We start from the raw sequence: 13,136 nt of genomic DNA, 5'->3' as shown, positions 1-13,136 counted from the left end.
GCTCCTTATTTCTTATGGCGAATGCGCGGATTGACAATGCCGTACAGTAAATCAACCACCAGATTGACCAGAATAATCATGGTCGCAACCAGCAATACACCGCCCTGTACTACCGGATAGTCACGACGTTGCAGGGCATCGATCAGCCAACGCCCCAATCCCGGCCATGAGAAAATAGTTTCTGTCAGAATGGCTCCTGCCAACATGATGCCCACTTGCAGACCAATTACCGTGACGACAGGCAACAAAGCGTTACGCAACGCATGGACGATAATGACTCGAATGCGGCTCAGCCCTTTTGCGCGGGCAGTGCGGATATAATCTTCGCCCAGCACTTCCAACATGGCAGAACGTGTCATGCGCACAATCACCGCCAACGGGATCGTTCCCAACACAATTGCAGGCAGAATCATATGCATCACTGCATCAGTGAAATCACCCTTCTCTCCCCAAATCAACGTATCAATCAGCATAAATCCCGTCAGGGGATTGCTGTCATCCAGAAACACGCTATCACTGATTCGGCCAGAAACAGGCGTTAAGTTCCACTGGACGGAAACCAGCATGATCAGCATGATCCCCCACCAGAAAATGGGCATGGAGTAACCTGTCAATGACAAACCAATTGATGTGTGATCAAAGATAGAACCGCGTTTGACTGCCGCCAAAACCCCTACTGGAATGCCGATGGATATGGCAAATAACATGGCACAGACGCCCAATTCAAGAGTCGCTTGAAAACGCGGGACAAACTCATCCCACACAGGAATGCGGCTTTTCAACGAGATCCCCAAATCACCATGCAATACGCCATTGACGTAATGAAAATATTGCTCCCAGAGCGGTTTATCCAACCCCATTTCAGCCAGTAATTGGGCATGACGCTCAGCAGAAATACCACGCTCTCCCGCCATAATCAGAACGGGATCGCCGGGGATCATGTGCACAAAAGCGAAAGTCAGTAGCGTAATACCAATAAACGTCGGGATCACTAATCCCAGACGCCGGAGGATAAATTGCAGCATATCCTGAATTCCCTTTTTAAGTACCAGTTACGGCTCTTTGGACCGCTTGGTGTCATACAAAGTCGACTTGCCCATCAGAGAAGCGAAACCATCCCCTCAGAAAAATCTGGGGGATGGTTAATCACAATAGCCAAGCAGCAAGAATTATTTGAGATCAACGTTATAAAAGTGATGCTTGCTAAAAGGATCGACCACATAGCCCTTCACTTCTTTACGGATAGGCTCGTAAACCGTGGAGTGGGCAATGATCAGTGCAGGCACTTGTTCGTGCATTACAACCTGCGCCTGTTTATAAAGCTCCGTGCGTTTAGCAACATCTGCGGTTTCACGTGCTGGCTGGATAATGTCTTCAAATGGCTTGTAACACCATTTGGAATAGTTGGAACCCTTTTCTTTGGCAGCACAGCTAAACAAAGTACCAAAGAAGTTATCTGGGTCACCATTGTCCCCTGTCCATCCAAACAACACAGTCTTCGGTTCGCCATCTTTGGATCGTTTCAGGTATTCCCCCCATTCATAACTGACAATCTTGGCCTTAATACCAATTTTCGCCCAGTCAGCCTGAATCATTTCCGCCATGCGACGGGCGTTCGGGTTATACGGACGCTGCACCGGCATTGCCCATAGATCGGTTTCGAAACCATTCGGGAAACCTGCCTCTTTCAACAGTTCCTTGGCTTTGGCGGGATCATAGGAATAATCTTTAATGTCGTTGTTATAACTCCAGATGGTCGGTGGGATCAGATTTTTCGCTTTCTGCCCCGCGCCCTGATAAACCGCCTCAATGATGGCATCTTTATTGACTGCCATCGTCAGCGCCTGACGGACTTTTTGGTTATCCATCGGCGGCTTGGTGACATTAAAGGAGAGATAACCGACATTCAGTCCCGCCTGTTCTTTCAGGACAATGTTTTTATCTTGTTTCATGCGAGCGATATCAGCAGGATTTGGATATGGCATCACCTGACATTCGTTTTTCTGCAATTTCGCATAGCGTACAGAAGCGTCTGGGGTAATGGAGAAGACTAAGCGGTCAATTTTCGCTGGCCCTTCCCAATAATCCTTAAATGCCTTATAGAGAATTCGGGAGTCTTTTTGGTATTGCATTAGCTGGAATGGGCCTGTGCCAATCGGGTTAAGATCAACTTTCTCCGGTTTGCCAGCCTTCATCATGACATCGGCATATTCTTTGGACAGGATTGAGGCGAAGTCCATCCCGATATCAGCCAAGAAAGGCGCCTCAGGGCGGGATAATACAAAGCGAACAGTATAATCATCCAATTTCTCTACTTTACTGATGATGTTACCCAGATCCATACCAATAAAGTATTCGTAACTGCCCCCGGAAACTTTATGGTACGGATGGTTTTTATCCTTCTGGCGCATGAAGGTAAAAATAACGTCATCAGCATTGAAATTACGCGTTGGCTTGAATTCCTTATTGCTGTGCCATTTCACATCTTTGCGCAGGTGGAAAGTATAAGTTTTGCCATCCTCACTCACGTCCCAACGTTCAGCAAGGCTAGGAATAAGCTCTGTTGTACCTAACTTAAAATCCACTAAACGGTTATAGATGGGAACTGAGCTAGCATCATAAGTTGTGCCAGAAGTGAATAACTGCGGGTTAAAGCCTTCAGGAGAACCTTCAGAGCAGTAAACCAACGTTTTTGCCTGAATGCTGGCTGTGACAGCCAATGCAACAAGACCGGCACCCAGTGTTAACAAACTGGACGGTTTTTTCTTGGAGATTGTCATTACGTTAACCCCGTTTGTGATGTTTATTTGTGTCTTAGCCAGCCCAGGGGTTTCTTCCTAAATGCCACTGTCCCAGCTTGTTTTATTATTTTTCGCTTATCAATTAATCAATTGTTATGCCTGACGTCAACATAATCACACATAACAACCGAAACATAAGAAAAACATAAAAGAAAAAAATTATTAACAAACATGGTTAAAAAACATGACGAGATGCACATAAAACAGACAAATTAACTAGAAACTAAGCTAATAGAAAGAATTAATCGCTGGTGATTATAATTTTGAATTTGTGACCAATTACTTAAATAATAAGTAATAAAGCTTATGGAAAAGGCGGGAACATATAAGATAAGAAGATGATTCGCCCAAGATGAATGCTCAAAATACGAACAATTAAAGCAAGATCCATCACATTATTTGTTAAATTAACGGTTTTTACTATTAATTTGATTTATTAACACAGAATTTATGGTGTTACTAAGCTAGCCGCGATATGCAGGAAAAGCGTGATATACAGGAATTGTGTGATATACAGGAAAAATTTGAAGGATCTTATTTAAGATATAAGAAAAAACCCCGCTCATAAGAGCGGGGTTTCAGAATGCTGGTCGGCGAGAGAGGATTCGAACCTCCGACCCACTGGTCCCAAACCAGTTGCGCTACCAAGCTGCGCTACTCGCCGAAAACGAAGCGCATCTTACTGCCAGAGTCACAAACCGTCAATACCTTTTTAAAGATAAGTGTTTATTTGACGATAAACCATCCAAAATGGCGTCATTACATATATTTCAGGCTTTGACATCCTCCCCGTCCTAAAGAGGATGTCAAGATATCCCTTCCAGTAATTTTTGTTATCCATTCCTGATTATTGACCTGATAATTGGTCTAATTATTGATGAATACAGCGAATTAGAACTTCAACGACGTTTCATAAAAAGAGAAATTTGTTTATTTTTTTATCTTCTTCTTATTTTTTCTTAATAAAATTATGATAAAAGTACTAAACGATGAGCATCAGTCAGGAGGAGTTATGCTGTATATTTTCGATATGGGTAACGTGATTATTGATATTGATTTTAAAAGAGTACTGGCTGTTTGGAGTAATTTGAGTGGGACACCACTAGCAACATTGACCTCGAAATTCTCGTTGGGGGAGGTTTTTGAAAAACATGAGTGTGGGCAAATCAGTGATACTGAATTTGCAGAAAGAATGTGTGATGAAATGGAAGTCTCACTCAGTTTTGAACAATTTAAGGAAGGCTGGCATGCAATATTTATTGATGTCAGGCAAGAAGTCATTGAATTAATGAATAAATTGCGTGTTCAAGGGCATCGTGTGGTTGTTCTGTCAAATACAAACCGCCTGCATCTTGCTTATTGGCCGCTGCATTATCCTGAGATTAAAGCATCAACGGATCACTTTTATTTATCTCAAGATTTGGGGATGCGTAAGCCGAATCTTGATATTTTTAAACATGTTCTTGCGGCAGAAGGCGTGACTGCGGATCAAGCTATATTCTTTGATGATCTTTTAGAACACATTGAGGCAGCGAACAAATTAGGCATCAATGCAATTCATGTGGCTGACCGAAGTGTAATCCCTGATTATTTTAAGGCTCATGATTTTTCGCTTCCCTCAAAAAATTAACATCGTTAGCTTATTGCAGATGATGTTTTCCGCTATTTTTCTTACATATTTATGGATTTCCTATCTGTGATTTTCCATCCAATACGGATAACTAAATCTAATACGTATAACCAAACGGATAACAGGCAAGAGAAATGATCGCATTAATTCAGCGTGTGACACAGGCAACGGTTGTTGTTGAGGGTGAAACTATTGGAGAAATTGGACAGGGGTTGCTGGTGTTGCTGGGAGTTGAAAAAGACGATACCCCACAAAAAGCGCAACGTTTATGCGACAAGGTAATGGGGTATCGGGTATTCAGCGATGAACAAGGAAAAATGAACCTGAATGTTCAACAGGCTCAGGGGAGCTTATTGGTTGTATCCCAATTTACATTGGCTGTGGATACGCAGAAAGGCTTAAGACCTAGCTTTTCTGGTGGAGCTGAACCACAAAAAGCAGATGAGCTTTATCGCTATTTTGTTGAACAGAGTCGTGTAACTGGTGTAAAAACAGAAATGGGGAAATTTGCTGCTGACATGAAAGTCAGTTTGACGAATGACGGGCCAGTAACTTTCTGGTTGCAAGTATAAGATGGATGAAATATTGCAACGAAGAATAAGGCTGCCGTTTAAAACAAGTTACTGTTTAAAATAATAAAACAAACCACGGTATGCCGCATACATTTCCCTGACTACACATGACCACACACAAGAGAAGGGGCTGTTTTTATGTACCATCTGAGAGTACCTCAAACAGAACAAGAGTTGGAAACCTATTACCAATTTCGTTGGGAAATGTTGCGTAAACCGCTTCACCAGCCTATCGGATCAGAGAAGGATGGTTACGATTCAATGGCTCATCATCAAATGGTGGTGGATGAACATGGTAATCCGCTTGCTGTTGGGCGATTATATATCAATGCAGACAGTGAAGGTGCTATTCGTTTTTTGGCTGTTCACCCCAGTGTGCAGCGGAAAGGATTGGGTACACTGATTGCGATGGCGTTGGAGTCTGTAGCCAGGCAGGAAGGTGTGAAACGAGTTGTTTGCAGCGCACGGGAAGATGCCGTTGATTTCTTCGGCAAATTGGGTTTTCAAAATCGTGGGTTGATCAATGGGGCGAAAACGTTACCGATTAATCATTTTCTAATGATTAAACCTATCATGAGTCTTGATGATATTTTGCATCGCCCTGATTGGTGTGCAGAATTACAGCAGGCGTGGCATAAGCACATTCCTTTAAGTGAAAAGATGGGGTTGCGGATTACTCAATACACCGGACAACGTTTTATCACGACGATGCCCGAAGCCGGAAACCAGAATCCACACCATACTATTTTCGCGGGCAGCTTATTTTCTCAGGCCACATTAACGGCATGGGGATTGATTTGGTTGTTGCTACAGGAACGCCAATTGGGGGGTGACATCATTTTAGTGGATGCCAATATCCGTTATCGGCAACCTATCACGGGGCGTCCCTGTGCAACTGCGGATTTCAATAACATGAGCGGAGACCTTGCCCGTCTTGCCCGTGGCAACAAAGCGCGTGTAAAAGTGGAAGTGCAGGTTAGCGGCGAACATGGCGTAGGTAGCGTGTTCACCGGTACTTATATCGTCCTGCCTCCCGAACGTTTTGCTACAGCTTGATTTTTGCGCAGGTTTGATTCTCCGTAACATGATGATTGCCCGTTGCTGAATGAGCGGTTTCAGGGTTAGCTACGGAAGCAGAATTATCGACGGAAGAGTGCGCTGTCGGAGTACAGCGACTCGTTGAGATCAAACCTTGCTCAATAGATTGTGACTCTTTTTCTGATGATTTATCTTCAGCTGCCAATGTCCCGTTTATTGTTCCCTTCATATCATGAGCGGAGAGATCACCTGTGATAGCAAGTGAGAAATTCCCTTCTCCCTGAATTTTGAGTGGTATCCAACCCCATTGCGGCAAGATTTTTAAATCCGCATTCATACCTTTAAAGCTGAGATTAAAAGGTGTTTGGGCAGTGTGTTGTTCAACTGTGCCAGTAACTTGCAATAGCCCTTCACCTGTAAAGCCATTCAGCTTATCAATGGTGATTTTGTCATCTGTAGCATGTAGTTGCAGATAAGGACGGCTTATATCGATTGTATTGAATGTCCCTGCGGCAGCTTGCAGCGATGCCTGACCATTCCATAATCCCCATTTACCATTTTTCAGGATATCCATGCGGTCAATATGAGCCGCAAAGGTGGTGAGCTGGAATGGGAAGCCAGGATTGGTATCAATCAGCAAAGTATTATTGATGGCAATATCATGGAGTTTCAGGCCTGAAATCCATTCTGGTGCAGGTTGTTTGAAATAGTTGAGCCATGCGGGGGGCAGAACATAAAGCAGCCCTGTGACAGAACTATCTTTGAGAGTAAGAAGGCGGTTTTTGCGATCCCATTCTGATTGGATATTGAACAACCCTTTTTGATAATGAGTTGTTAGGCTTGCGATAGTAAAAATATCATCAGAAAAACGGAGTTTTCCAAGCGTGTCGTTGAATTGCGCATTATTCAGCGTCATATTCATCACATTGAAATCAATCAACCCATCTTTGGTATCCCAACTGCCATTGACCAATCCCAAATTTTTAATAGTGCTATCCAGATAATCGACAGACCAGTTTTGCCCTTGCAGCTTAGCATTGGTGATATTGAGATCTCTGACGTACACAGCCGGAAGGTGGCTGACTTTTTCCTTCAACTGATCCAGCGTCAGCGGTGTTTGCCAGCGAATGTTATTGATTAGGATATTATTCCACCGCCATCTGCCGTCAGGCAATTGCTGACCATCGCCAGAAATGGAACCTTGCAGGAATGTTGCTCCAAAAGAATCGATAGCCAAGGTCTTATTCTGGTAACTGCCCCGCATAACGACATTTTCAACAGGCAGGTCATTTAAACGGAGCGTACCAGCGCTGAATTGATATTTCCCATTACCAACCGGATTGTCTACGACAGGAGCCCAAGGAACAATTCCACCTGTGATATTTTTCCCCTGAATGTGGATGTTGGGACTGTCTAGCTGAACATTCATCTGGTTCAGTTGCAGGATATCCGCTTGTAGGGAAAGGGGAAATTGGTTTCCAGACAGTACCAAAGCCCCTTCTTGCAATGTCAGACGGCGCAGGTTTTTGGGTGACAATAAATGCCGCCACTTGAAATCGAGATTAATGTTATTGGCGGTGAGTGAGAAAGGGCTTTGTTTGTCGTGAATATCAACATGATTAAGTATTAAGGTAGTGGGTTGTAGCCAGCTATGGCTGATGCTTTCAATGCTGACTTGATAATGTCCTTGCTTGTTGAGCCATCGGCTTAACTGTTTGGCACCCCAATGCGTTTGGATAACAACATAGATAACTATGATTGCCAAAACCAGCAATAATAGAAGAGCACCAAAAGATTTCCCTAACCACCTCATTACTTCACCTCAACATGACCTGCGAATAGAAACTCTTTTATGCCGCAAAATGGATAGGCACTCAATAGATGATTCAGATAAAAACATTATTTAGTGAATTTTTGGGAGAGTTAATATAGATATTGCGAATAGCTTTGCAAAATATGCAAAAAAGAATACTCCCGCTGGTGAGGCGGGAGAGAGAAATAGAGAGAAAAATAATGTAAATCTACAAATTATTTTTCTTGGGGGAAAATCAGGTTAAGTAGAATTGCGGTTAACCCACCTGCGGCAATACCTGAAGAGAGTAAGTTTTTCACCCAATCCGGTGCAAACTGTAAAATCAGCGGTTGTTGAGATACGCCTAATCCCACAGCCAGAGACAGTGCGATAATCATGATGGCTCGACGGTTCAGGGGCTCACGAGAAACTATTCTGACACCAGATGCGGCGATAGTACCAAACATCACAATCGTCGCCCCTCCCAGAACGGGTTCAGGAATGTGCTGTACAAAACCAGCCACGGCAGGAAAGAGTCCCAATAGAATCAGCATCGAAGCAATAATGTAACCGACATAGCGACTGGCAACGCCAGTGAGTTGTATTACGCCATTGTTCTGCCCAAAACAGGAGTTCGGAAACGTATTGAACACGGCTGAAACCATCGAATTGAGGCCATTTGCCAGTACACCGCCCTTGATGCGTTTCATATATAGTGGGCCGCTGACAGGCTGCTCGGAGACATCTGAGGTTGCTGTGATATCACCAATCGTTTCCAGAGACGTCACCATAAAAATCAGAATGAGTGGGATCAACAGATGCCAATCAAAAGACAGCCCATAATAAAGAGGGAAAGGAACCGTGATGATTGGCGCATCTTCTTTTGATACTGAAATGGGTAACATATCCATGTACCAAGCCACCAGATAACCCACTGCCATGGCAATAACCAGCGAAGCAACGCGCAAGTAAGGATTAGTTTGGCGATTCAGCAATACGATAACAGCAAGAACAACTCCCGCTAGCAGCAAGTTTTCAGGGGCACCAAATGTACCGTTTTGCAACGCAGAATAACCGCCACCAATGGAAGTTAATCCGACTTGAATTAACGACAAGCCAATAATCATCACCACGATACCGGATACCAGAGGTGTAATCACCCGTCTTGCTAAATGCAATACTCGTGAGAGCAGCACTTCTGTCATTGAAGCGAGCATCAGCGTACCGAACAGAGCTGCCATCATAGTTGGAATATCTGCGCCTCCGTTTTTCAATGCCAGCCCACCCATAATAAGTGGAGCGACGAAATTAAAACTGGTGCCCTGAATTGAAAGCAAACCAGAGCCGATGGGTCCCCAAGAACGAATTTGAATAAGTGATGCTAAGCCTGAGGCAAACAGGGACATACTGATAATGCGTTGCGTATCTTGTTCTGGAAGCCCCAAAGCCTGACAAATCAACATCGCCGGAGTAATAACAGCCACAAACATTGCCAATAAATGTTGGCATGCAGCAAATAGGGCATGTGGGAGAGGGGGTTTATCTTCCAGGCGATAGATAAGTTCATTGTCTGATTTATTGGGTACTTCCGATGAATTGAGCACTTCCGATGAATTGGATTCACGGGATAACTTGACCATATTGCAAAATTCCAGATGGACAAAAAGATGCATTTTAATGATCTGCACTATTAAAGCAATCGATTGCGCAAGGTTTTCATAACAAAATGCGACTTAATTTCGTCACATTTTTAAATGTTTTAACTTGTATTTATTAAGAAATTTATTTCTAATCCACCCCTTACCTGCTCTTGGCGTTCTTATAGGATGATTATAACGTCACATTAACTTTACATAATATTAACAAATGGATGGGGTACATAAATGTATCATTTGGATATTTATGGCACGCTCGTTGCTGCCACACTTGTTTTGCTACTAGGAAGAAAACTCGTACAATCAGTCACATTCCTTGAGAAATATACGATCCCTGAGCCGGTCGCCGGTGGGTTATTGATCGCTTTAGTTTTACTGGCGGTTAAACAATCCACAGGTTGGGAAGTAGGTTTTGATTTATCCCTCCAAGAGCCCCTAATGTTGACGTTCTTTGCCACAATCGGCTTGAACGCTAACCTTACCAGCCTGAAAGCGGGCGGAAAATTTCTGGTCATTTTTGTCTTCGTGGTTGTTGGTCTGTTATTGGTACAAAACACCGTGGGTATTGTATTGGCGAAAATGCTTGGCCTTGATCCATTAATGGGATTGTTGGCCGGCTCCATTACACTTTCTGGTGGACATGGAACAGGAGCCGCTTGGGGTAAAGTATTCTCAGAGCGTTATGGCTTTGAAAATGCTACAGAAGTAGCAATGGCATGTGCAACATTCGGCTTGGTTTTGGGCGGTTTGATTGGGGGGCCGGTAGCCCGTTTTTTGGTGAGAAATACCAAAACACCTGGATTGAGGGCGGACGATACTGAGATCCCGACGGCATTTGAGAAACCTTATACTGGAAGGCTTATCACGCCATTAGTGATGGTGGAAACCATTGCCATGATTTCCATTTGCTTGTTGGCAGGAAGTTTTCTTGAGAAGCAGTTGGAAGGTACGGCCTTTGAATTACCGACATTCGTATGTGTACTGTTTGTTGGTGTCATTCTCAGCAACGGCTTATCTTTACTTGGTTTTTATCGGGTATTTGACCGAGCGGTTTCAGTCTTGGGTAACGTCAGTTTGTCGCTGTTCCTGGCAATGGCATTGATGAGCCTGAAACTGTGGCAGTTGGCTTCCCTTGCGCTGCCAATGCTGATCATTCTTGCCGTACAGACAGTAGTTATGGCTTTGTATGCTATTTTTGTCACTTACCGAATAATGGGCAAGAATTTCGATGCCGCAGTATTGTCAGCCGGTCATTGTGGTTTCGGCTTAGGTGCAACTCCAACAGCCATAGCAAATATGCAGGCGATTACTGACCGTTTCGGGCCATCTCATGTGGCATTCTTACTCGTGCCAATGGTGGGAGCGTTCTTTATTGATATTGTTAACGCTGCTGTCATCAAATTATATCTGTTGTTACCCGTGTTCCCATCTGTAGTAAGTTAGATTAATTCACTTTTGACTTGCCTGATATCTTGGCGAAGAATGCCGCTGAAATATTCAGCGGCATTTTTTTGTTTTTTGCTGCTTATTTGTTTTCTGTTGGAACTTAAGCATGGCTATATTGAGAACGATCCGGCAACCAGCGCTCAATCAGCGCCTTGGCATGTTCAGGATAGTGCTGGTGGATATAGCGGGCGATACGCTGAACATCAGGCAACATGCTTTGATCCCGCAATAAATCCGCGATCCTGAATTCTGCATTACCTGTTTGACGAGTGCCAAGTAATTCACCCGGCCCGCGGATCTCCAAATCTTTCTGGGCAATCACAAAACCATCATTACTGTCCCGTAAAACTTGCAGGCGAATTCTGGCTGTATTGGTCAGTGGAGTTTTATAAAGCAAGACACAGTGTGAAGCGATGGCTCCACGCCCGACACGTCCACGAAGCTGGTGCAATTGAGCCAATCCCAGTCGTTCTGGGTTGTCGATAATCATCAGGCTGGCATTGGGCACATCAACCCCGACTTCGATTACCGTAGTAGCAACCAGCAACTGTAGTTCACCCTGCTTGAAAGCCTCCATGACGGCCTGTTTTTCTGCCGGTTTCATCCGGCCATGCACTAAGCCAATTTTCAATTCAGGCAATGCCAGTGCCAGTTCTTCACTGGTTGCTTGTGCTGCTTGCGCTTCAAGTACCTCAGAATCTTCGATCAGAGTACATACCCAGTAAGCCTGACGGCCTTCATCCAGACAGGCACTTTTGATACGTTGGATAATATCGTTCCGGCGGGTATCTGGAATAGCAACGGTTGTGACTGGCGTTCGACCGGGTGGTAATTCGTCAATGATGGAAGTATCCAGATCGGCATAGGCGGTCATTGCCAAAGTGCGTGGAATGGGGGTCGCTGTCATAATCAATTGATGGGGATGGAAGCCTTGTTCGCGTCCCTTTTCCCATAACGCCAGACGTTGATGCACACCGAATCGATGTTGTTCATCAATGATAACCAGTGCCAGCCCCGCAAATTTTACCTGCTCCTGAAACATGGCGTGGGTACCGACAACCATACTCACTTGACCGTTCGCTATCGCCTCTTGCTGTGCCTGACGCGCTTTACCTTTCTGTTTGCCTGCCAGCCACCCGACTTGGATACCGAGTGGTTCAAGCCATTGACGGAAGGTATTGGCATGTTGTTCTGCCAGTAGTTCAGTTGGCGCCATCAATGCCACTTGCTTGCCATGAACAATAGCGCGAACGGCAGCCAGTGCAGCCACCAGCGTTTTTCCCGAACCCACATCTCCTTGTATCAGGCGCATCATGGGGATGTTTTTTTCTAAATCATGTTCTATTTCTGCAACGACACGGGTTTGTGCGCCTGTTGGTGAGAATGGTAATTGGCTCAGGAGTTGCTGTTTCAGTGAATCATCTGCCGTAAGGGGTTGTGCGTGAAAGCGTTGGGCTCCGGCTCTGACCGCCAACATACTTAAATGATGTGCCAGCATTTCTTCCAGAATCAACCTTCGCTGGGCTGGATGTCTGCCATTCTCCAAATCGATCAGGGAAATATCCGGTGGTGGATGATGCAATGTATGCAGCGCATTGGGCAGGCTGATGATCTTCCGGCTGAACTCTTCCGGCAGCAATTCATTAACGGCACAGGTATCCAATATTTCCAATGCTTGCTCGATTAACTTTCGTAGCGTCGCTTGGCGCACTCCCTCAGTTGTGGGATAAATTGGAGTTAGCGTCTCTTGTAGTTGAACACCGTTGGCATGTTGCTGGACTTTATATTCAGGATGAATGATCTCTGGTCCTTGATTGCCGCGCCGGATTTCCCCATAGGCAACAACGTGTTTTCCTTCGGCCAGATTATTTTTCATGGCGGCAGTAAAATTGAAGAAACATAGGGTCAATATGCCCGTGCCATCGCTGATTTGGCAGGTCATGATGCGCCGACGCCCAAAAACTACATTGGTGCGCAATACCTTACCTGTTACTGTGGCGTAAATGCCGGGCAGTAATTCATTGATGGTATACAAGCGGGTTTGATCTTCATAGCGAAGAGGCAAATGCAAAAGCAAATCCTGTAGATTGACCAACCCTAACTTGGCGAGTTTAGTAACCTGATTGGCTCCAACACCACGCAGAGTGGTTAAGGGGATGGCATCAAGTAGCTGGCCTTTCATGTGATTTCTCCGTCAGTGTG

At 44.6% G+C, this 13,136-nt stretch carries 9 protein-coding genes and 1 tRNA gene; 4 read left to right on the top strand and 6 right to left on the bottom strand.

Annotated features, from left to right (window positions below):
* Window positions 1-5 precede the first annotated feature (5 nt).
* The 3 genes from dppB to PSI14_RS14815 all read right to left on the bottom strand — a co-directional run bounded on the left by dppB (window position 6) and on the right by PSI14_RS14815 (window position 3,465).
* The gene (dppB, locus tag PSI14_RS14825) at window positions 6-1,025 is read right to left on the bottom strand and encodes a dipeptide ABC transporter permease DppB (RefSeq protein ID WP_273576605.1); all 1,020 of its coding nucleotides are present in this window, start codon (window positions 1,023-1,025) and stop codon (window positions 6-8) included.
* A gap of 144 nt (window positions 1,026-1,169) precedes the next feature.
* A complete protein-coding gene (gene dppA, locus PSI14_RS14820; RefSeq protein WP_273576604.1) occupies window positions 1,170-2,780 on the bottom strand; it encodes a dipeptide ABC transporter periplasmic-binding protein DppA in 1,611 nt (536 codons plus the stop codon).
* Between the two features lie 608 nt (window positions 2,781-3,388).
* Window positions 3,389-3,465, bottom strand: a tRNA-Pro gene (locus tag PSI14_RS14815).
* A gap of 348 nt (window positions 3,466-3,813) precedes the next feature.
* On the opposite strand from PSI14_RS14815, the gene yihX reads away from it, so the two are divergent.
* The 3 genes from yihX (at window position 3,814) to fabY (ending at window position 6,059) form a co-directional block, all read left to right on the top strand.
* The gene (gene yihX, locus PSI14_RS14810; protein ID WP_273576603.1) at window positions 3,814-4,431 is read left to right on the top strand and encodes a glucose-1-phosphatase; all 618 of its coding nucleotides are present in this window, start codon (window positions 3,814-3,816) and stop codon (window positions 4,429-4,431) included.
* Window positions 4,432-4,565: 134 nt separating this feature from the next.
* Window positions 4,566-5,003, top strand: a complete 438-nt coding sequence (gene dtd, locus PSI14_RS14805; RefSeq protein WP_273576602.1) for a D-aminoacyl-tRNA deacylase — start codon at window positions 4,566-4,568, stop codon at window positions 5,001-5,003.
* 138 nt (window positions 5,004-5,141) lie between these two features.
* Entirely contained in the window at window positions 5,142-6,059 is a 918-nt protein-coding gene (fabY, locus tag PSI14_RS14800) for a fatty acid biosynthesis protein FabY (RefSeq protein WP_273576601.1), read from the top strand.
* On the opposite strand, the gene PSI14_RS14795 is transcribed toward fabY, so the two are convergent.
* Window positions 6,049-7,854, bottom strand: a complete 1,806-nt coding sequence (locus tag PSI14_RS14795) for a translocation/assembly module TamB domain-containing protein (RefSeq protein ID WP_273576600.1) — start codon at window positions 7,852-7,854, stop codon at window positions 6,049-6,051. The genes fabY and PSI14_RS14795 overlap by 11 nt on opposite strands.
* Before the next feature lie 215 nt (window positions 7,855-8,069).
* Window positions 8,070-9,473, bottom strand: a complete 1,404-nt coding sequence (locus tag PSI14_RS14790; protein WP_273576623.1) for a nucleobase:cation symporter-2 family protein — start codon at window positions 9,471-9,473, stop codon at window positions 8,070-8,072.
* Window positions 9,474-9,716: 243 nt separating this feature from the next.
* Between PSI14_RS14790 and gltS the strand changes: the two genes are divergently transcribed.
* Window positions 9,717-10,931, top strand: coding sequence for a sodium/glutamate symporter (gltS, locus tag PSI14_RS14785; protein ID WP_273576599.1), 1,215 nt, complete (start codon window positions 9,717-9,719; stop codon window positions 10,929-10,931).
* A gap of 103 nt (window positions 10,932-11,034) precedes the next feature.
* Here gltS and recG read toward each other — a convergent pair whose 3' ends face one another.
* Window positions 11,035-13,116, bottom strand: coding sequence for an ATP-dependent DNA helicase RecG (gene recG, locus PSI14_RS14780; protein WP_273576598.1), 2,082 nt, complete (start codon window positions 13,114-13,116; stop codon window positions 11,035-11,037).
* Window positions 13,117-13,136 lie beyond the last annotated feature (20 nt).

This window comes from Xenorhabdus anantnagensis (assembly GCF_028598555.1).
GTDB lineage: Bacteria > Pseudomonadota > Gammaproteobacteria > Enterobacterales > Enterobacteriaceae > Xenorhabdus > Xenorhabdus anantnagensis.
The sequence above is the reverse complement of the archived record's forward strand: the minus strand, read 5'-3'. Positions and strand labels throughout refer to the sequence as shown.

What these genes read in the sequence shown, in the direction of transcription:
- dppB (WP_273576605.1), bottom strand. Translation starts at nt 1,025, where the DNA reads ATGCTGCAATTTATCCTCCGGCGTCTGGGATTAGTGATCCCGACGTTT.
- dppA (WP_273576604.1), bottom strand. Translation starts at nt 2,780, where the DNA reads ATGACAATCTCCAAGAAAAAACCGTCCAGTTTGTTAACACTGGGTGCC.
- yihX (WP_273576603.1), top strand. Translation starts at nt 3,814, where the DNA reads ATGCTGTATATTTTCGATATGGGTAACGTGATTATTGATATTGATTTT.
- dtd (WP_273576602.1), top strand. Translation starts at nt 4,566, where the DNA reads ATGATCGCATTAATTCAGCGTGTGACACAGGCAACGGTTGTTGTTGAG.
- fabY (WP_273576601.1), top strand. Translation starts at nt 5,142, where the DNA reads ATGTACCATCTGAGAGTACCTCAAACAGAACAAGAGTTGGAAACCTAT.
- PSI14_RS14795 (WP_273576600.1), bottom strand. Translation starts at nt 7,854, where the DNA reads ATGAGGTGGTTAGGGAAATCTTTTGGTGCTCTTCTATTATTGCTGGTT.
- PSI14_RS14790 (WP_273576623.1), bottom strand. Translation starts at nt 9,473, where the DNA reads ATGGTCAAGTTATCCCGTGAATCCAATTCATCGGAAGTGCTCAATTCA.
- gltS (WP_273576599.1), top strand. Translation starts at nt 9,717, where the DNA reads ATGTATCATTTGGATATTTATGGCACGCTCGTTGCTGCCACACTTGTT.
- recG (WP_273576598.1), bottom strand. Translation starts at nt 13,116, where the DNA reads ATGAAAGGCCAGCTACTTGATGCCATCCCCTTAACCACTCTGCGTGGT.